Source organism: Streptomyces sp. NPDC059455 (assembly GCF_042750115.1).
GTDB classification, from domain to species: Bacteria; Actinomycetota; Actinomycetes; order Streptomycetales; family Streptomycetaceae; genus Streptomyces; species Streptomyces endocoffeicus.
Genome location: NZ_JBHYVB010000005.1, coordinates 77,994 through 97,414, shown reverse-complemented (window position 1 = coordinate 97,414; position 19,421 = coordinate 77,994). Strand labels below are relative to the sequence as shown.

Sequence of the window (19,421 nt, the reverse complement as noted above, 5' to 3'; positions counted from 1 at the left end):
CTCTGCCATGCAGTGTTCTCAGTGCCACCGAATCCTGAGCGGCTCGTTCGATGGCGCGCCCGGTGGGGTCAGGAGAACGAGGGCATTAAATTGATCAGCGTTCTCCGTCGCTGGGGTCTGGGAGGATGCTTCGGAGGAACGCCTGGGTCGCAGGATGAGTGGAGTAGAGGCGTGTGCCTCGTGTTCCGCGTGTTGCGAGGACGCGGTACGTGTTCAGTGCGTAGCGCAGGTATTCGTCGGGACTCAGTCCCTTGAGCTCTGAGTCGTGGCTCTTTTCGGGCTGTGCCTGCCACCCATGGTCAGTCCAGATGATGTCCTCACCCAGAATGACTGCGCCGTAGTCGTATTCCATGCCCTGAGCGGTGTAGACGCATCCGACCTGTTGGTGTCCTCCGTCGTCCGTAGCCCAGAAGGCGCGTCCAGGGACCCCTTCCCCCGCGAGGACGCCGTCCGCCCGGGCGTTCCATGGCCGCTCCCATACGTGGTCTCCAGTGGCGTCTCGCCATGGAATTGAGACCTCTGGTAGCAGCGGAGGCACGGGACGGGACTGCCAGGACCAGCAGTAGCCTGCTGTGAGCCGGGCACTGTGTCCGTGGCGGAGGTGACCGCGGACCCACTGTTCGAGTTGGGCGGGATTTTCAGCCAAACCCACGTCGTAGTCGTTGCCGTACCAACGTGGCGGGTGTGCCCGAGGTGCGAGAAGGGCATCGATCCAGTCCAGATAGGTCCGGGAGCCACCACATCGGAACTGGGCGTCGAGCCCGACTTTAGTGAAACCGTAGCCGTAGTCGCTGGCCATTCGCCGCAGCTCGTCCACGGTGGTGCCCTCGCCAGGACGGACGATCTGGCCTTCATCGAGGAAGAGGACGAAGGCGGCGCAGCGTTCCATCAGCTGGGTGAACGGCTGCGGGTAGGGAAAGCGGGCGCTGCGTCGTCCGAGGTCCGTGCGAGCGCGGTGTGCCTCGTCGAGGAGGACGATGCTTGTGTCCTTTTTCAGTCCGCTGGGCTGGCCCCTGGTCCAGGTGGCGATCAGGCCCTTCGCAGAGTCTCCGACCGCGCGGTTGAGTTGCTGCGTGAGCGTCCCGGAGGGAGACAACAGGCGTGGGTTGGCGTCGGACGCGTGGCACAGATCGGCGAGGACCCGTGTCGCGATGGCCGTCTTTCCGGTGCCGGGGCCGCCCGTGACGACGACGACGTGTCCGCGACGGCCTGATTGGACGGTCTCGACGGCGTGAAGGATCTCTTGACGCGCCTTGTCCTGCTCCCCGAGGAGGCGGAACGTTTCACTGCCATGGATGACGTTGGCGAACCTGGTGAGTAGCTGCGGGGAAGGGCGGTGGCGAGCCTTCAGAAATTCATCGATCCGCTCCGGGGGCGCAGGGAGCAGATCTGTGCACCGGAGGCGTTCGGCCAGCACATCTGCATCAGCGTCCAAGGGGAGGTCATGGGCGCCCAGTACGGGATAGGCGGCGCTGGGGCCCGAGCCTCCGTGTTCACGCAGACCGCTTATCAGATCCGGGCTCGCTGCGTGGAGATAGGCGATGCCGCCGACATCCAGTTTTAGTTCGGTGGGCACCCAGTCGATGAGGTAGCGCACGTAACCGCCGACTTGGCGGGCCGGGTGCAGAACATCCCTGCCGCCGACCTTGAGCATCCCTCGACCCGCTTCGTGCGGCGAGGCGTATGTCCACTGCTTGAGCTCGACGACCATCGCGACCAGCTCCTCACTCTCGGAGCGGCGGCCGAGAAGCAGGGCGTCAATTCGCTGGCTGGTGCCCGGGAGCTCATACTCCAGCAAAAGGTGGAGGTCCCCCAACCCCGCTGTGGACAAGACCTGGAGCAGCGCAGGCCAGCTCTTCTCCCAGCTGCGTAGTTCGGCTTCGCCTGGGGAGCGTCCATGAGCGGTGGAGTAGCGGTGGGCGCACTCTCTGATGAAGTCAGGGTTGGCCACCCTTGCTGCGGCCTGTGCCACCGTTCCTCCGAAAATATGCATACCCATGATCTATACCAGCGCCCGTCGGAGCTGGACACTCAGCCCCTTTGATACCTCCGAGCCATGGGCGTACCGAGGATATGAGCCACTGGCTGGTTCGGCCTCTACCTGAGCGTGCATGGGCGAGTCACGCTGTCGGAAGTGGCCGAAATGTCGACTGGCTTGGTGCGCTGAGCGGCGCTTGGGGGTGGCCGGTGGCTTACGTACCGATACTCAAGGGCAAAGCAGGTGAGTTCATGGCCCTTGAGCACGCGACGCCTGAGGTCCGAGCTTGCATCCGCCCAGTGATGGAGATCGTCCCCGACCTGGACCTCAGGGACATCTTGGAGACGTTTTGCGACCACGCCATGGACGCTGTGCCGAATGGCGCGGTGCTCACTGTCGACTGTGGTGCCCTACCAGAGGTCCGGGTTCTCCAAGGTGACGTCGGCGGTCCGATGGCCCGAGTGAGCGAGTCGCTTGGTCTCAGGGGCGTGACCATGTGCCCGGTCGTCCGGTGCACCGACACCGACGACGTGATGGCCGAGGCGGCGAGCGCGGTGGCCGGACACCAGAGCGGGGCGTGTCTTCGCGTCGCGGCGGCCGCGGACTCAGGCGAACCCTTCCCGGACAAAGAGCGAATTCGCGGGCTGCTCCGCGAGCTCAAAGTCGAGCCCGAGGAGACCGACCTTCTGATAGATGCCGGCCCCGTACGGTCCATCGCCGGTCGGGACGGCGCCGTGGAGCGCGTTCTGGAAGCGTTGAGGTTGCTTTCCCCGTGGCGATGGCGAGAGAGGTGTGTCGCCGCAGGCGCGTTCCCCGCCAATCTCACTGGCTTCCCCCGCGGCCAGGCGACACCTGTGCCACGGCTGGATGCACAGCTGTGGCAGCAGGTGATCAACCGGTGGGATGGCGAGCCGCCGGATTTCGGGGACTTCGGGGTCACGCACCCGCACATGCCGAAGAGATCCAAGGGAACGCCAGATCCCAACATGCGCTACACGGTCAGAGGCGACTGGCAGGTCTTCGTCTACCCGAGGATCCGCTCCGGCAACGATGACTTCTTCACCCTGAGTCAAGACCTCGTAGCTTCCCCTTACTGGCCGTCCACTGGTGCACAGACCTCGTGGGGGGACGCCCGGCTCCTCGACTGCGCTCATCGACGACGGCCGAAAGCCGGAGGTGGTGCAGAGTGGCGAGCATGGGCGACCTCGCACCATCTTGCGGTGGTTTCAGCCCACTTGGAGGCCCTTGGGTGCCCATGACCGCTCCGCTATGTGAGGATGTCGGCCTCTCTGCCCGGCCAGGCGAGTTCGATCCCCGCTCGGTGACATATCCCGAGCCAACGGGTGTCAGTGGGTTCGTGCTCCACCCAGAGGACCGCCCGAACATTCGAGGTTCGAATTCGCAGCAGATCGTGGTAATCGAGAAGCTGACCCACACCGAGACGCATCTGTCGCGCCTCATTGGTTCTCGTCAGAGACTTGACCTCACATACGACGAGGTCATCGTCACCCTTGCGCCAGGCGAGGTCGAAGTCCGGATCAGCCGCGCCAGGCGAGAGGACCGTCATGCCCCGCTCCCTGGCAGCCGCCGCCAGATCGTTCTGAAGTCTCCGATGTGCCCTGAGGTTCCGCGTGGCGAGGCCTGCGTTCACTGGACCTGGGGTGGCGGCGGCCGACTCGACAGTATCGTCCGCGACTCGGTACTCACAGCCCACGGGCACGCTAGCCGGTTGCGAGGTGATGCCCACGGGTACGAGGTGGAACTGGATGACCTGGCGCATCGAGCTGCCGCCGGGCTCCGAGACGTCTGCGTAGTCGTACGGAGCCGAGGGATCCACAGCGAATTCCCCGACGTAGCGGACATCATCGCCGTCTCGGTCGAAGAGACGCAGCGCCAGTCCCTCGCGTGCATGGTCACGGATTGCCGCGTCGTTCGTGCTTGAGAAGTCTTGGTCACCGGTCCAGCCTTCACCGACGTAGCGGAAGGTCCCATCCTCCGCCCATCCGTTACGACAACCTTGCCCGTGATGGGTGTAGGGGCTGGTGAAGAGCAGAACGTTCCTGGACTCCGGGCATGTGCTGATCTCTCCGACCCGGCTGCCTCCGTAGAGATCGTGGAGGTCCCCGCGCCGGATCGTGTCACCGGGCCGCATCCCCCACTCGCCCGATCCTTCGGTACGGCGCTGGTCGAACGCTTCGCTGAAAGCTTCCCACTGATCATCGCTCAGACGGTGGGGGTTTCCGGCGAAGAGCGTCCGGAAAGGCGAGGTACCCACGAACCGTGGGTCCTCGGTGAACTCACTCCGAGGGACCGGCTCGTCGAGCCATTCATCCATGACGAGTGGGGCGTACCAGCGTTGCCCTGGGTCCTCCTGCCAGTACTCGTCCGGATGGGATGCCTGCTGTGTCGGGGGCCCGGTGATTCGACCGCGGCCGATGAGACCTCCCTTGGGCCCCGTAATCCACATGACGAACTGGTCGCCGTCTGCTAACTCCCTTCTGTAACGCGCCACGCTCCAGGCCTGGAGCTCATGGCCGTCACGGCGGAATGAGTCCAGATCGAACACGTCTCGGTTGCAGGTGAGGAGCCAGGCGTTCATATGTCACCCTCTGAGTCGGCCGACCTGTTGAGCAGGACTTGGAGGCTACGGCACGCCCCTGACACACATCCCCAGCCATCAGCCGGCTCCACAGCGATCGGCGTCCCGTCATGCATTCCACGTCGTGAACCTGACCGGTTCGCGGAGCGCTGCGGACGCTCCGTCGAGATCGGCCAGGCGGGCGGCCAGCGTCGCCTCGGCGAGGCGCGGTGGAAGTGCGACGCTGAACTTCAAGCCGATCAGGGCACGCGGGTCCACCGAGGGTAGGCACAGGTGCTCGGCACCCTCCGCAGCGGCATCCTTCCATTCCTGTGGGGTGATGTCCTCGCGCAACCGGACGTATGCGTCCGTGGGGCGCTGGAGGGGGTCGGCGACAGAGGTGAGCGTGGCGGCGAGGGTGGCATTGGCGCGGTATCCCGCCCATGTCCACCAGCGGACGTTCGTGTCCCGCCCGCCCCGCATGATTACGGTGCCGCCGGGGTGCACCAGATTGGCGCTCGCCTCGCGGGCCTGGGTGAGGGCGCCTTCGGCGCGCCGGGTGAGCGTGACCGGCGGTGTGGCGCCGAGTAGCACGTCCCGGGCCGCTCGCATCAGCTCGTACGAGGCGGCGCGGGCAAAGCCGACGCTGCTCCAGCGAGCCCTTCCGCCCCCGTCCACCGGCTCGACGAAACAGCGCCGCCGCGACCAGTCGATGTAGGTCACCTGCCAGCTGCGCCCGGCGAGCAGCAGCCGCCGCGGTCCCACGATCTTGTCGGTGAGCAACGCGGGGTCCGTGGTGCCGATCACGGTACGGCCGGACAGCACGGTGAACTCCGGTGCCGCGGTGAACACCGCCGTCAGATCCATGAAGTGCCGGAACCCGAAGCGCTGTTCCGCCTCGGGGCCGATGAACATCAGCCCGCCGTCCAGATTCAGGTACCCCTCGTCGATCAGGTGGCGCACGATGGGTTCCGCCGAGGCACCGAACGGGCCGAGCCCGCCCCACCAGCCTCGCCATAGCCGATCCCCGACCTGATGTTCTTGAAGACACAGGGCGAGGATCTGCTGGGCCGTGATGTGCCGGGGTTCCGGCGGCGCGACGACCGGTTCCACCCAGCCGCGGGACCAGAGCAGGAGAAGGGCGGCCGCCGACAGCAGCCCGGATTCGTCCACCGCCAGGAAGAGGCAGTTGCGCTTCGACCCGGGACGCCGTCCGGTGCGCCCCAGACGCTGGAGGAACGAGGCGACCGTGCCGGGTGCATCGATCTGGATGACCCGGTCCAGGTCACCGACGTCGATGCCGAGTTCCAGCGTGCTCGTGGACACGATCACACAGTCCCGGGCCTCCGCGAAGGCTTCCTCCGCCCGGCGTCGCTCGTCCGCGGACAGCGAGGCGTGCGACAGGAAAGTGGTCACGCCTTTCACCCGAAGCGCTTCGCCGAGCTTCTCCACGTCCCGGCGCGCCTCGCAGAACACCAGACGCTTCTCGCCCCGGTGCAGCGCCGCGATCACCGTTGCGGCGTTGGCCAGAGAACCGACGTAGTCGAGTTCGATCTCTCCGGGCGGAGGAAGCGCCGGAGCACTCTCCCGCAGGTGAGGAGCGACGACCCGCGCCGTGCGCTTGCCGGCTCCGGATCCTTGGAGCCAGGTCAGCAGCTCATCGGGGTTTCCCACGGTCGCGGAAAGGCCGACACGCTGGACCTGCCGGTCGGCCACCCGCTCCAGCCGCTCCAGTACGGCCAGCAGATGCCAGCCCCGGTCGTCCCCCGCGAAGGCGTGCACCTCGTCGACGACGATCGTGCGCAGTCCCGAGAAGAAGGCCCGGTGATCGACATTGGCACTGACCAGCATCGCTTCCAGCGATTCCGGAGTGGTCAGCAGCACGTCCGGCCGGTCGTGCAAGATGCGCTTGCGACGGGTCTGGGGTACGTCACCGTGCCAGAGGGCGGCGGTGCGCCCCAGCCAGGAGGTGTACGTCTCCAGCCGGGGCAGCAGGTTGTTCAGCAGCGCCTTGAGCGGACAGACGTACAGCACCGAGGTGCCGGACCAACCTTCCTCCGCCATGCGCGACAGCAGAGGGAAGCAGGCCGCCTCGGTCTTCCCGCCGGCGGTGGGGGCCAGCAGTACCGCGTCCGCCCCGTCCATCAGCGGCGCGATCGCCTCCTCCTGGAGCGGCCGCAGGCCCGACCAGCCCAGGGAGTTCACGATGTGGTGGACCAGGCCCCGGTGCAGTCGATCCAGCGGGTCGGGACCCGCGGGCACCTCTGTCACGGAAGGTCCAGAGCGATGTCATCGGCGCTCGTGGCCGCCGCCGCGTTGCGTTCGACCTCGCTCAGCTCCGTGGTGTTCACGGTCAGGGCGTAGTGCTCGCGCGGGTCGAAGTCCTCGAACTGGTCGATGCGGTCGAGGACATCGCCCACGAGCTTCTTCAGGAACAGCCGGGGAGCCACACCCACCTTGCCGCCCAGCGCTCCGCCCACGGCCTTGGCGAGATCGGCGATGTAGGTCTCGTCCGCGAGGGCCTTGATGCGGTCCGGGTTCGATGAGCCACTCGCGTACAGGTCACGGATCGTCAGCCCCAGGCCGATGAGCGAGTCGAGCGTGAAACCGGACAGCCGGAGCTGCACGGCGCGCGGGTTGTCGAAGCGGGGATCGGTGCTGAAGTCGGTGGCCAACCGCTGTGCGAGCGGCGCCAGCCGTTGCACGCCCTGCTGTCCGTCGTAGAACGCCGGTGTCCCGGTGATCATCAGGTAGAGCCCGGGGAAGCGCCCGGAGTGCACCTCGTCGATCAGCTGGCGCAGCGCGTTCAGCGCCTTGTCCCGTGCGTCTGAGCGGACGCGCTGGAGCGTTTCCACCTCGTCCAGGACGACGAAGAGCCCTGCGTGCCCGGAGTCGCGCAGCACGGTCAACAGGCCCTGCAGGAAACCGAGTGCGCCGAAGTGGTCCAGGTCGCCGCGCACTCCGGCCGCCTTGCGGGCCGCGGCGGCCACGTGCGGCTGTCCGCCCAGCCAGGCCATGACGGCGGACGCGGCGGCCTCGTCTCCCGCCGCGAGCGCGTTCCGGTATCCGCGCAACGCGATGGCGAACGACGGAGCGTGTCGGGAGACCTCGACGAGCCGGGCTGTCATCAGCCGCTCGACCGCGTCGGGCAGCGCCTCTTCCGAGGCTCCGTCGGCGAGTGCGTCTTCTTCCAGCGCGTAGGACCACGCGTCCACCACAGGCCGCAGCGCGCTGGGCGGAAACCCAGGTGTGGCCAACCGCTCGGTGAGCCGACGGTAGACGGTCTCCAGCTTGTGCAGCGGCGTCTCGTTCTCGGAGACCTGGATCTCGGCGACGGCGAATTTACGGCGCTTGGCGCGCTCGCCAAGCCACCGGGTGAAAAAGGTCTTGCCGGATCCGTACTCACCGCGGACCGCTTTGAAGACTGACGATCCTGACGCGGCAGCGTCGAGTTCCGCGTCGAGTGCGCTCTCGAATCGCTCCAGGCCGGTCGCGAGGAGGTCGAGCCCGCTTTCGGGGACGGCGCCGCGCCGAAGGGCGTCGATGACGTCACGGCGCCGCGCCGCGCTGACGGGTCCGGTTCGGCCGGGGCTGTCGGTACTCACCCCATCAGTCTCGCACTGAGCGAGGCCAATCTGACGGCCTGGCCATTGCACTTGACGCACGGATGGTCACTTGGTGCAATCGTATGTTCACCGTTCAGCTTCAATCGGGGAGACGACCCAGCGTGGCGCTCGACGGCCTCAATCTCGGCAACGTTCTCAAAGATGTCGCATCCGGAACCCTTCAGCTTCCTGATTTCCAACGCGAATGGAAATGGGATGACGAGCGCATCAGGGCTCTCATCGCGACGGTGACGCTCGACTATCCCCTCGGCGTCGTGATGGCGTTGCAGACCGGCGGTGTCTCCCAGTTCAAGCCCCGTACGCTCAACGGTGCGGAGTCCGCCGAGGGCACGACGCCCGAGTTACTGCTCCTGGACGGGCAGCAGCGCATGACCTCCCTGTTCCAGGCGCTCCACCGGGACCAGCCGGTTGAAACCGTCGACGCGAGGGGCAAGGAACTCAAGCGCTGGTACTACATCGACATCGCCAAGGCCATCGGAGCACCGGCGGACCGTGACGACGCGGTCGTTTCCGTGCCCGAGGACCGGATTCTCCGGTCCGACTTCGCCCGCAGGGTCGTCCGTGACCTGAGCACGGTCGAACAGGAGTGTGCGGAAGGCTTCTTTCCGCTCCACCTCGTGTTCGACACGCAGCGCGTGAACGAATGGCTCCAGGAGTTCGTGAAGGTCGATACGGCGAACTGGGGCATTTGGAGCGAGTTCCAGCAGCACGTGCTCAACCATGTGCAGCAGTTCCAGGTGCCGATGATCAAGCTGCCGGCCTCCACCACCATGGACGCCGTGTGCGCCGTGTTCGAACGGGTCAACACCGGTGGTGTGTCGCTCAATGTCTTCGAGCTGCTCACCGCCACCTACGCAGGCAACCAGGAGCACGTCGCGGAGCTCGGCGACTACTATCGGCTCCCGGTCGAGTGGGAACAGATCAAGAAGGATCTGACCTCGTCCTATCCGGTGTTCGGCCGCATGGAGGCCGGCGTTGAGGACGGTCTGAGCAGCAGCGACTTCCTGCAGGCCGTCGCGCTCGTCCGCACCTGGGAGGAGAAGCAGGCCGGTCAGCGCAGCTCGGTCTCCTGCAAGCGCCGTGACCTGCTGCGGCTGCCGCTCACGGACTTCCGGCGCCTCGCGCCACGCGTGGCGGAGGCGTTCAAGTGGGTGGGGGCGTTCCTGGAGCAGCAGTGCATCGTCCGCACCGGAGACCTCCCGTACCGCACCCAGCTCGTGCCACTGGCCGCCGTCCGGGCCGTCCTCGGAGAGGAGCTGGACACGCCGGGCTCGGACGAGCGGATCGCCCAGTGGTACTGGTGCGGTGTGCTCGGCGAGATGTACGGCGGATCGACCGAGAGCCGCTTCACTCGGGACGTGGAGCAGCTCATCGGCTGGATCCGCGGTGAGGAAGGGGTCATTCCCGACACGATCGCCGAAGCCGCCTTCCTGGACGACCGGCTGGACAGCCTCACCACGCGCAACAGCGCCGCCTACAAGGGCATCTACGCGCTGCTGGTCAAGCAGGGCGCGGTGGACTGGTACTTCACCGAGGCGCCTCTCACCGCGGGCCGGCTGATCGAGTACAACGTGGACGTCCGGCAAATCTTCCCCAAGGGATGGATCGCCAAGAACGCCTCGGCGCAATCGGCCAAGGCGAACTCCATCGTCAACAAGACGCCGCTGTCCTTCCGGGCAAGCCGAAGCCTCGTGGGCTCTCCCGCCGTATACCTCAAGTCGCTCACGCTGGAGTCCGGGATGCGGCCCGAGTGGTTTGACGATGTTCTCGCCACTCATCTCATCGATCCGTCCGCCCTGCACGAAGCGGACTTCGAGCGCTTCTATGAGAACCGCGCCCGGCAGCTGCTCGACCTGGTGAAGTCCGCCATGGGCAAGCGCACCGTCTTCCGTGACACCGCGGGCTGGTGAGCGCAGGGATGTCGCACACACCATCTGAGGAGCGGCTTCGCCAACTCCGGGGCAAGCTGATCCCGGTTGCCGAGCTTCTCGCGCTCTTCGGCACGCGGGTGCGGAACGACCAGTCCGTCTTGCTCATCACGCAGACGCTCAAGGACGCCGGGCTTTCGACCGTTCCCTATTTCGCCAACTGCAACGGCCGGGCCGATGTACACGTCGTGCCCCTCGAATCCGTGGCCGAGCCGGAGGAACAGGAGCCGGATGTTCAGGAGGGAGAGGGGGCGGGGGACGGGCTGACGCCCGGGTCGCTACCCCAGCACTCCTTCCGGATCGGGGATCTCCCGGCCGCACACAGCGGGGTCGACTGCGTGCCGTCCAACGCGTCGGTGACCCAGGCCACCTATCTCATGCGCACCAAGAACTACTCCCAGGTGCCCGTCATCGATGGCAGGGCGACCCTGCACGGAGTGGTCACCTGGAGTTCGGTCGCCAAGATGTATGAGACCAACGCAGCGACCACCCTGGCGAAGGCGCTGGTGGACGACCCGCCGATCGCGGATTCGCGTCAGGACTTCTTCTCCCTCCTGCCGATCATCAGCGAGTACGGCTACGTGCTCGTGCGCGACAGCGGCGGACAGTTCACCGGAATCGTCACCGGCGCCGATATTACGGAGCGCTTCGACGCCACGGCGTGGCCGTTCTTCGTCGTGGGCGAGATCGAGTTCCGGCTTCGCAAGTGCCTCGGCACGGCCCTGGATCCGGACAACATCCGCGCGGTGCAGCCGAACAACAAGAAGACCGGTCAGATCACCGATCTGATGTTCAACGGCTATGTGAAGCTGCTCGACGGCCACCAGCAGAACCCGGCGCTCTGCCCCCTTGCCGACCAGAACTGGCAGGCTCTGGGCTGGACGGGTGTGGACCGGGTCCAGTTCGTGCATCAGCTCGACCGGGTGCGCGCGATCCGCAACATGATCGCGCACTTCGACCCCGAGCCGCTGTCGAAGAGGCTCAGCGACGAGCTGCGCCAGTTCGTCGGGCTGCTGCGGCAGCTCACCTGACGTCGGCCGCCCTCTGTGGGACCCGTTACGTCAGCTCGAACTGGTCCCGCAGCAGACCCGTGTGCAGCCGCACCGTCCGGCCGTCCGGCAGCGTCTCCAGGACCTGCACTCCGTCGTGGTTCAGCAACTGCCGGAGTACGGCGGCGAAGCCGTCGGCTGCCCTGGAAGCGGGTAGCCCGATGCGCTGGGCCAGGGCGGTCACCGGAAGGGTGCCTCCCGCATCCAGCAGTGCCCGTACAGCCTTCTCGACCCGGGCCAGCTCCGGCGGGCGGGGCCGGCGGGCGAGAAGGTCCACCTGAGCCTCGAGGATCTCGGACGCCATCAGCCCGTCGACCAGCGCGTCATCAGGGGAGACCGGCTTGGCGGAGAGCAAGGCGTCATCCCCTTCCGAGGGAACCAGCGCCATGTCGAAGAGTGAGTCGTGGCTCTTGGCCAGCTCGGCGTCCGCCTTCGTCCGCTTGGACGGCTTCTTCGCCGGGGAGGGCGCCACGGCGGGCCGTGCCGGCGTCGGCTCGTCGGCTGCCGCGTCGAGCGGCCACCACGGCGGCTGCTGGCTGCCCAGCTCACGCCAGCCGCTCGGCGGCTCGGCGCCGAAGGGCAGGAAGGCCAGGACGGGGATGGCGACCTCGGCCAGGGAGGCGCCGCCGTGATAGCCGGCCTTGTGTGAGGTGTAGCGGGAGTCCGCGTCCCAGAGGGCGACGATCTCGCCGCCGGGCTCCGGCGCGACCACGCGCGGTCCCGAGAGCGCGATCTCCGTCTCGGCGAGCGGGCCCTTGCCGGAGCGGTGCCGGGCCGACTCCACCCGCTCGGGGTCGGCCTCGACCCGCGTCCCGTGCCGGTCGATGACATGGCCGTGGTCGCTGGTGAGGATCACGGCCCGGCCCTGGGTGGCGGCGAAGTGCAGCAGGTCCCGCAGCCGCCCTATGTCGCCGAGCCGCCAGGCGCCGTCGCCGAGCTTCTGCTCGGTGGCCAGCCGGTCGTCGACGGTGTTGAGCACCACGGCCACATGCGTCCGGTCGCCGACCAGCGCCTCGTGCAGCTCGGGGCCGAGGGGCGCACCGCTGGTGTCGCCGCGCAGGTCGTCCTTGTGGAAGACGGCGGCTTCCTCCTCGCCCCAGAAGCGGTGCTCCGGGAAGAGCCGCTTCTCGTCGGCCTGGGTGCCACTCATGAGACGTGCGGCGAACAGAGAAGTGCGCGACACAGCCGTGACGGTGGGCAGCGCGGCGGCCATCGCCCGGCGCACCGGGGTGCCCTTCGCCTTGGGCAGCGGGTCGTACTCCACCCAGTGCTCGCGCAGTTCCTCACCGAGCTGGGCGGCGATGGCCGCACTCATCCCGTCGAGCACCAGAAGCAGCACCCGGCGCTTCCCCGCCTTCACCACGGGGGCGACGACCTTCGGCAGGAAGGTCTCCACCGTCAGCATGTCCTCCGGGGGCCTGCCGCCCGCCGTCCAGGCCGCGAGGGACCGGGCGAAGTGGCGGTCGATGTCCCGTCGGCGGGCGCGTACGGAGGTGCCCAGGGCGTCGTAGGCCGACTTCAGCGTCGCATCGGGGTCCCCGCCGGACTCGATGTGGTCGAGCGCGAGGTCCACCCAGCCGGTTTCGGTGACGTGCCGTCCGATCCCGGCCCGCACGCTTTCGCCCTCCGCCTCACTGCCCGTCGCCGGTTCCGTCGCGAGCCACCGGGTGAGCCGCTGCGCCATGCGGGCCCGTTCGATACGGGGCCGGGCGTCGGGTTCGGGCGCGAGCCGGTGGTCGTCGAGCGCGGCCACCGCCTGCGCGATCCGCGCCTGCTCTCCGGCCGGCAGCGCTTCACCGACAGCGGTGAAGCGGGCCTCGAGCCCCGCGGCCAGCAGGGGGCTGGTACGGGTGGCCTGCTCCGCGCCGAACTGCCGCGCCAGCAGGGCCGCACGGTCGCGTACGGAACCGGAGAGGCGCCGCGCGGTCGCCGCCGATTCCTCGTTCGCCGACCGTCCCGTCAGCAGCAGTCCCGAGACGTACTCCTCGCAGGAGCGACCGAAGGCCGCCACCAGGGTGTCCAGGGCCTCGCCGTGGGCGGGCGGCTCCTCGCCGAACCAGCGCTCGGCCCGCCCCCGGGCCCGGTAGTTCTCCGCGTCCGCCGCCGCGTCGGCATGCGTCCACAGCGCGGCGCAGACCAGCCCGAAGGCGACGGCGTCCGGCCCGTGCTCGGCCTCGACCAGGGCGAGCAGTGCCCGTCCGGCCTGGCCCGCCTGGTCCGACGAGCCGAGGAACTCGCGGATACCGGCCCGCTCGGGCGCGCGCAGGGCCAGATAGCGGTCCGGGCCGCCGGATGCCAGTGACCACCGCAGCAGCGTGTGGATGTCGAGTGCGTCGCCGTTCGCGGACAGGGTGTGCCGCTGGTCGCGGTCCGGGTCGTACCGGCCGATGCCGAGCCTGCGGAGCGTGAGTTCACTCAGCGCCTTGTCCCGGGACAGCACCCCGCCCGGGAGCCGCGGCCAGCCGCCCGGCGGGGTGGCGTCCAGCAGCGCCTCGGCGGCCCAGGTCTCGTCGACCAGCCAGCGGTCGGCGCTGACCGCGCCGAAGGATTCCCGGACGACGTCCCACGAGTCCACCACGTTGACCCGGTGCCGGTGCACCTTGGCCAGCAGGTCGGGGCCGAGTTCGGCCTCTTCCCGGTCGGTGAGCACCACCAGCACGTCGGGGTCGGGCGCCCCCTGTGCCCGGTGCGCCAGCACCAGCTCGTACGCGGCGAGCGGCGAGGGCGCGGTGGCCACCGACGCGTGTCGGTGTTCGCCCCACGCCAGCTCGGCCGGGCCGTCCCAGCGCGGCGCGGCGCGCAGCAGCACGGCCCGGCGCTTGCCCGGGGTCAGGCCGGGCTGGGACGCCAGGTACTGGGCGATGGTCGCGGGGTTGAGCCGTGCCGCACTGGTGGTGGTCTCCGCGCTCGTGCTCGTCGTCGTGGTCGTCACCGCACCTGCCTCGTTCCGCTCATTCCACGACCCGCCAGCTGATCTCGATCGTCGCGTCGGGGTCGGCGGCCGCGAGTTCGTCCAGTTCGGCCCGGAGCTGAGCGATCACCTGGGACGCCTTGGCCCGTCCGCCGCCCGACCGGCGCGCCCCACGGGGGCCGGGGAGCGGGTGGTTGGTGGACACCGGCGGCCGGGCGGCGTCGTCGTTCAGGCTCACCGCGTCGGGCGTGGTGAGCTGGGAGGGCGGGGACACGGGGGCCGGGGTGACCGTGGGGGTGGCCGTGGGCGGCTGGGGCCGGGCTGCCGCCTGGCTGCGCTCGATGACCGAGACGATGGACTTCCGCGCGTCCCGCAAGGCGTCCTCGAGTCGCATCGTGCGCTGATCCGCGCGTGCCGCGCCGCGCAGCGCCTCCAGCACGGCCTCGCCCTGCGGCCCGTAGTTGGGCGCGAGCTTCAGCATGTCCCAGGCCGCGACGACCAGCGCGTCGGCGACGGTCTTGGCCTGCTTGATCGTGGCCCCGTAGCGGCCGGCGGACGCCTCGCCCAGGTCGAAGGTGGCAAACGTGGTGATGACCTGCTTGGCCGCCGCCGAACCTCCCGCCGTGCTCTCGGAGAGGTCGCGCAGCTCCTTGAGCAGGTCACGGGAGCGGCGGGCGAGGGTCAGCCTGCCCGTCGCAGACTCGTCGGCCCCGTCCAGGCCGAGCAGCTTCGCGTGCTTCTCCAGCTCCTCGACCAGCGTGTCCACCTGCGGCTTGTAGTCCCGGGCCTTGGCCGTGATCTGCCGGGCGAAGTGGCTGACCAGCCGGCCCCGGCGCAGCTTCGGGGGCTGCTCGCCGAAGATGTCCCAGAACCGGCGCCCTGCCTCCTCCCAGACCGCTTCGTCCGGCAATGGCTGGGAGCGCAGACCGTCCTGGGGCTTGATGGCCGACAGTTCGGGCGCGGGGTCGAGCAGCGACCCGGCGCGCACCCACACCCGGTCGTCCATCTCCGCGTACGAGGCGATGACCAGGTTGACGAGGAACGCGTCGAGGCCCATCGGCTCGGGCCGGTCGATCCACTCGGCCAACTTGACCACGCTCAGGTCGCCCGGACCGCCGTCGGTGCGGGCCTGCAGGTTGAAGTGGTCCACCCAGCGGCTGGAGGGCCGGAAGTAGACCTCTCCCTGCTGGCCGAGCCCGAGGGGCGCGGCGATCCGCCGCATCAGGGGCCGGTCCTTCGAGGGAACCTCGACCTGCCGCTCGGCGGATTCCGCCGCCGCCCGGATGTGCCCGAAGACGGTACGGGCCTGCGCGGGCGTGACCGCCGTGTGGGTGCCGTCGGGGTCGAGGTCGGGGTGCGCGGGGAACTGGTGCGCCAGCAGCTTCTTCGCGATGTGCCGGGCCCCCTCGGACAGCGACTGGCCGATGGAGACCTTGAGGTCGGGCACGTCACGCAGCGATGCGAAGTGGTCCTCGAAGGACACGTCGACATCGGACGCCTTCTTGTCCCCGCAGCCGTACGCCTGCTTGAAGGCCGCCGTCACCGTCTTGATCAGGGACTCCCGCTGCTCTTCGAGAAGCACCCTGGCCCGCGCCCGGTTGTCGGCGTTGAGGTGCTGGGCGTAGTGGGTGTCGAAGCGCCGCTGGTCGGCCAGCGCGTAGTCGATGACGACCAGCTTCTGGAAGTCCTTGTAGCGGGGGGCCGACAGGTAGGTGGGGATCCACCCCACGGTGCGGGTCCCGGTACCGGACTGCTCGCGCAGCGTGCGCAGCCGGTTGACCGCCTCGACGGCACCGTGCTCGCTCTCCTGGTAGGGCAGATCGACGACCAGCCGCCACAGCCCGTCCTGGCTCGGGGAGAACTCGTGGTCGGGAAGGTTCTCCGGGTCGTTGACATCGCCGATGACGACTTCCGCCGTGCGGTGCGAGCCGCGCCAGACGAGCTTCAGATCATCCGCGCTGCCCAGCCGCTCGTGCACCTCCAGCCCCAGTTCCTTGGCCAGGAGCCGCCTGGCCAGGGCCCGGCGATTGGAGCGGTTGTTGTTCACGTTCGCGTTGGCGATGACGGAGTCGACGTCCACCCCGGCCAGTTCGAGCCGGACACCGGGGTTGACCTTGGTGCCGGTCGCCTTGATCTCCACGAAGTGGGTGGCCCACTCGTCGACCTTCGCCTTGATCATCCCGACCTCCGCCCCGGGGATGGGGGAGAGAACCGAGCCGTGGTTGAGCGCGCCGAGGCGCCGGATGGTGAGGTCGCGGAGAGCGGGCACGCCGGGGGCCAGCGCGGACAGCAGCAGCGTGCACATCAGCCGGTTGTCGCCGACGAAGCCCCGGCAGCGTTCGAGGAGCTGCGGGTCGGTGATGGTCTCGCGGCGGTGCCGGTAGCGCTCGATGTCCTCCTCGGTGATCTCGTAATTCCCGAGGAGGTGCGGCCGCAGCTTGGTCCGGTAGAGCTTGTCCGCGACCTTGAACTCCACCTTCAGGCTGTCCACGAACGGCTTGTCGCCGCCGTCGGCGATGACGGGGTAGAGGTCGCCGAGCGGGATCAGGTTTTCCAGCGTCGCGTCGTCCCGGTGGTCGGCGAGGAGCTGGCCCATGAGCTTGAGGCCCGTGCGGGAGCGCTGGAGGGCGGAGGAGATGTGGACGAGGGTGTCCATGAAGGCGGGGGAGAAGGGGTACGTCAGCCGGAACGACTCCTCGTCGGCCCCCGTCGTGGCCTCGTCCGAGCCGAGCAGCACGTCCCAGACCTGCGGCCCGACGCGCTTGACCTTCGCGAAGGCGGCGTCCAGCTTGGCGGCGGCCTCCGCGTCCTTGGGTGTGAGGAGGCGCGCGTGGGCGATCTGGGGGAGGTTGCGGTCTTCGAGGGTGATCTTGTCGAAGCGGCCGGAGGCCAGGTTCAGGCTGTCCTGGATCGCGGTCTCGGCGGCGCCGGAGGTCTCCTCGCCGACCAGTTCGCGCAGGTCGCGCTGGCGGGCGATGAAGGAGACGATCGGGATGGCGCGGCGGGAGTCGGCGCCCTCCACGAAGTTGGTGATCTTGTCCGTCTCGCGGGAGACGAACTTCTGGTCGTGGATGCGGTTGGCGAGCCACAGGATCAGCTCGTCCAGGAAGAGGATCAGCCCGTCGTAGCCGAGCGACTTCGCGTGCTCGGCGATGACGGCGAGGCCGGCGTCGAGGGAGATGAACCCGTGCTCGTCCTCGGCCGCGTGCCGGGCGAAGCCGGGGAACCAGGTGACGCTGGCGTCGTGGACGAGCTTCGCGCGTAGCTCGGCGGGAGTGCTGGGGTTGACGAGGTTCAGGTTCACCTCGCCGCCGTCCAGCTCCTCGGCGGCGAGTGCGGTGTTGAGCAGCTCCGGCGTCCAGGTGAACGGATCCCCCCACTCGTCGTCGTCCTCGTCGTCGGCGGTGGCGCCCGGGGTGGGGGCGTCGGCGAGCCCGGCGATGAAGGCTTCGTCGCCGACGCGGTGGCGGTGGGAGCGGATGTCCTCGAAGAGCGAGTCGGTCCGGTACACCTGCGGGGTCGGGGCGTCCTTGTGCTGGGGCAGGGACTTGACGTGGCTGACGTAGCCGCCGAGGACGCGCTGCTCCAGGGACTTCGCGCCGAGCATGTGATACGGGACGAGGAGGAACCGCTTGCCGTCGGTGCCCAGCCACTCGTGCTTGGTCAGCACCGGGTCGAAGTCCCCGCGGCTGCGGACGGCCGGGTCGCCCCGGAGGAGGGCGTGGAGGACGGCCATGAAGTGGGACTTACCGGAACCGAACGAGCCGTGGAGATAGGCGGCCTTCGAGGTGTGCCCGTCGAGGGCCGCCTTGATGAGGCTGAGGGCCTCGTCGAAGTTCTCCAGGAGGCGTTCGGTGACGACGTAGTCCCGCAGCGCGCGGGCCGCGCCTTCCTCGGTGACGGCCTCGGCGAGCTTCAGCACGAAGTCGGAGGTGGAGATCGACGTCTTGATGTCGATGACGTCGCGGAGGAGAGGTGCCGTGCCGGTGGCGTTCGGGGCCATCTGTGTCTCGCTTCTCCTGGTTCCTGCGTCCCTGGGTGCGCGTGAGCGCGTGGGCCTGGACAGCAGGGTCTCCCCCCTGGCCCGGGGCGGCGACGGTTACGGATGGTCTCCGCGCGGCCCCGGTGTGTTGTCGTCAGTCGCACGTGCGACTGGGCCCGAGCACAGTCTCACGTGACAGTGTGCCCGTCCCCGATCGTAACGGCTTGCTTAGAGGGGGGAACCGGTGTGCCGGACGGGCGGGGGGAGTGGCCGGTAGGGGAGGGGGACTACAGGTTGTCGAAGTCTCCGGCGGCCATCCCGGCTTTGAACGCCTTCCACTCACCGGAGGTGAAGCAGAGGTGGGGGCTGGAGGGGTTCTTCGAGTCGCGGACGGCCACCCCGCCGTCGGGGAGGGCCGCCAGCTCGAAGCACTGGCCGTTGTTGGCGGTGAAACTGCTCTTCTGCCAGGGGAGCGTGGCGGGGTCGATCGAGTAGAGGTCTATCTTCTCCATCAGTCAGCTTCCCTTGTTCCTGGTGTGAGCGATGATGTCGCGACTCTCCTCCGGAGATAGGGCCGCATCGGTGAGGCTCCGGAAGAGTCGGTGCAGGCGGCGCAGGTCTCGCGGGTCGTCCATAGTCAAGCTACCAGCGACGGACTCGCCGAAGGCCACGTCGGGAACGTCCTCGTCCGAGAACTGCAGAATCATGAACGCCGAGATCTGAGCGGCTTGTTCACCCTTCTCGTAAGGGACGATGCGGAGATCAATGCTCGGGTGCGTCGAGATCTCCAACAGGTGCTCCAACTGCTCCCGATGCGTGCGCTCGCCTCCTACTTGGAAGTCGAGTGCGGCCTGCGCGATCACGTAGTGGCACTCAAGAGGGGAATCCGCCTCGTGCAAGCAGTGCCGTTGGCGCAGGCTGCGGACCTCGACAAGTGCCTCGATCTGGTCTGGCCCCAGCGAGGCGAAGCCCACGCCCGTGACTGCCTGTGCGTACGCCTCGGTCTGCAACAGGCCCGGCAGGATCCCGATTTGGTACTCGTGGACGGTCGAGGCGGCGGCCTCGAATCCGAGGAAGCGTTCATACTGCGCACTGATGACCTCGCTGTATCGAGACCACCATGGTTGCTGCCGTTCCCGCGCGGCAGCGTGCAGCTCGGCGAGTTCGTCGCGCTGGTCCCGGGGCACCTCGTAGAGATCCATGAGCTGAGCGAAGTGCTCCTGGGAGCACACGCGCTTCCCGTTCTCGATGCGGCTGATCAAAGAGACGTGGCCGCCGCGCGCCGGGGGCGCCCGCGCCATCGGGGATCGCGGGGTGGCGTGGCGCACGCGACGGAACCGGCGGCCCCCCCTGTCGCGAGTCGAAAACC

12 protein-coding genes are annotated in these 19,421 nt (G+C 68.4%); 3 read left to right on the top strand and 9 right to left on the bottom strand.

Going from position 1 to position 19,421, the window contains the following annotated elements; translation table 11 throughout:
* Positions 1-94: 94 nt before the first annotated feature.
* Both ACFXB5_RS03235 and ACFXB5_RS03230 read right to left on the bottom strand, forming a co-directional pair.
* Positions 95-1,654, bottom strand: coding sequence for a DNA/RNA helicase domain-containing protein (locus ACFXB5_RS03235; protein WP_385201879.1), 1,560 nt, complete (start codon positions 1,652-1,654; stop codon positions 95-97).
* 130 nt (positions 1,655-1,784) lie between these two features.
* Positions 1,785-1,925, bottom strand: coding sequence for a hypothetical protein (locus ACFXB5_RS03230; RefSeq protein ID WP_351379758.1), 141 nt, complete (start codon positions 1,923-1,925; stop codon positions 1,785-1,787).
* A gap of 262 nt (positions 1,926-2,187) precedes the next feature.
* Here ACFXB5_RS03230 and ACFXB5_RS03225 point away from each other — a divergent pair, with 262 nt between their 5' ends.
* The gene (locus tag ACFXB5_RS03225) at positions 2,188-3,237 is read left to right on the top strand and encodes a hypothetical protein (RefSeq protein ID WP_385201853.1); all 1,050 of its coding nucleotides are present in this window, start codon (positions 2,188-2,190) and stop codon (positions 3,235-3,237) included.
* 8 nt (positions 3,238-3,245) lie between these two features.
* Here ACFXB5_RS03225 and ACFXB5_RS03220 read toward each other — a convergent pair whose 3' ends face one another.
* From ACFXB5_RS03220 to brxD, 3 genes are all read right to left on the bottom strand, one after another.
* Positions 3,246-4,577 (bottom strand): EVE domain-containing protein, encoded by a 1,332-nt coding sequence (locus ACFXB5_RS03220; protein ID WP_385201851.1) that lies wholly within the window; start codon positions 4,575-4,577, stop codon positions 3,246-3,248.
* Between the two features lie 108 nt (positions 4,578-4,685).
* Entirely contained in the window at positions 4,686-6,827 is a 2,142-nt protein-coding gene (locus tag ACFXB5_RS03215; RefSeq protein ID WP_385201850.1) for a DEAD/DEAH box helicase, read from the bottom strand.
* Positions 6,824-8,161, bottom strand: coding sequence for a BREX system ATP-binding protein BrxD (brxD, locus tag ACFXB5_RS03210; protein ID WP_385201849.1), 1,338 nt, complete (start codon positions 8,159-8,161; stop codon positions 6,824-6,826). The genes ACFXB5_RS03215 and brxD overlap by 4 nt, the downstream gene beginning before the upstream one ends.
* Positions 8,162-8,244: 83 nt before the next feature.
* Here brxD and ACFXB5_RS03205 point away from each other — a divergent pair, with 83 nt between their 5' ends.
* Positions 8,245-10,092, top strand: a complete 1,848-nt coding sequence (locus ACFXB5_RS03205) for a DUF262 domain-containing protein (RefSeq protein WP_385201847.1) — start codon at positions 8,245-8,247, stop codon at positions 10,090-10,092.
* 8 nt (positions 10,093-10,100) lie between these two features.
* Positions 10,101-11,141 (top strand): CBS domain-containing protein, encoded by a 1,041-nt coding sequence (locus ACFXB5_RS03200; protein WP_385201846.1) that lies wholly within the window; start codon positions 10,101-10,103, stop codon positions 11,139-11,141.
* Between the two features lie 25 nt (positions 11,142-11,166).
* Here ACFXB5_RS03200 and pglZ read toward each other — a convergent pair whose 3' ends face one another.
* The 4 genes from pglZ to ACFXB5_RS03180 all read right to left on the bottom strand — a co-directional run.
* On the bottom strand, positions 11,167-14,091 hold the full coding sequence (pglZ, locus tag ACFXB5_RS03195; RefSeq protein WP_385201844.1) for a BREX-2 system phosphatase PglZ: 2,925 nt from the start codon (positions 14,089-14,091) through the stop codon (positions 11,167-11,169).
* Between the two features lie 19 nt (positions 14,092-14,110).
* Entirely contained in the window at positions 14,111-18,073 is a 3,963-nt protein-coding gene (locus ACFXB5_RS03190) for a phage resistance protein (protein WP_385201842.1), read from the bottom strand.
* Between the two features lie 266 nt (positions 18,074-18,339).
* Positions 18,340-18,564, bottom strand: coding sequence for a DUF397 domain-containing protein (locus ACFXB5_RS03185; protein ID WP_385201840.1), 225 nt, complete (start codon positions 18,562-18,564; stop codon positions 18,340-18,342).
* Positions 18,565-18,567: 3 nt separating this feature from the next.
* On the bottom strand, positions 18,568-19,421 hold an 854-nt coding region (locus ACFXB5_RS03180; protein ID WP_385201838.1), incomplete at its 5' end, for a DUF5753 domain-containing protein.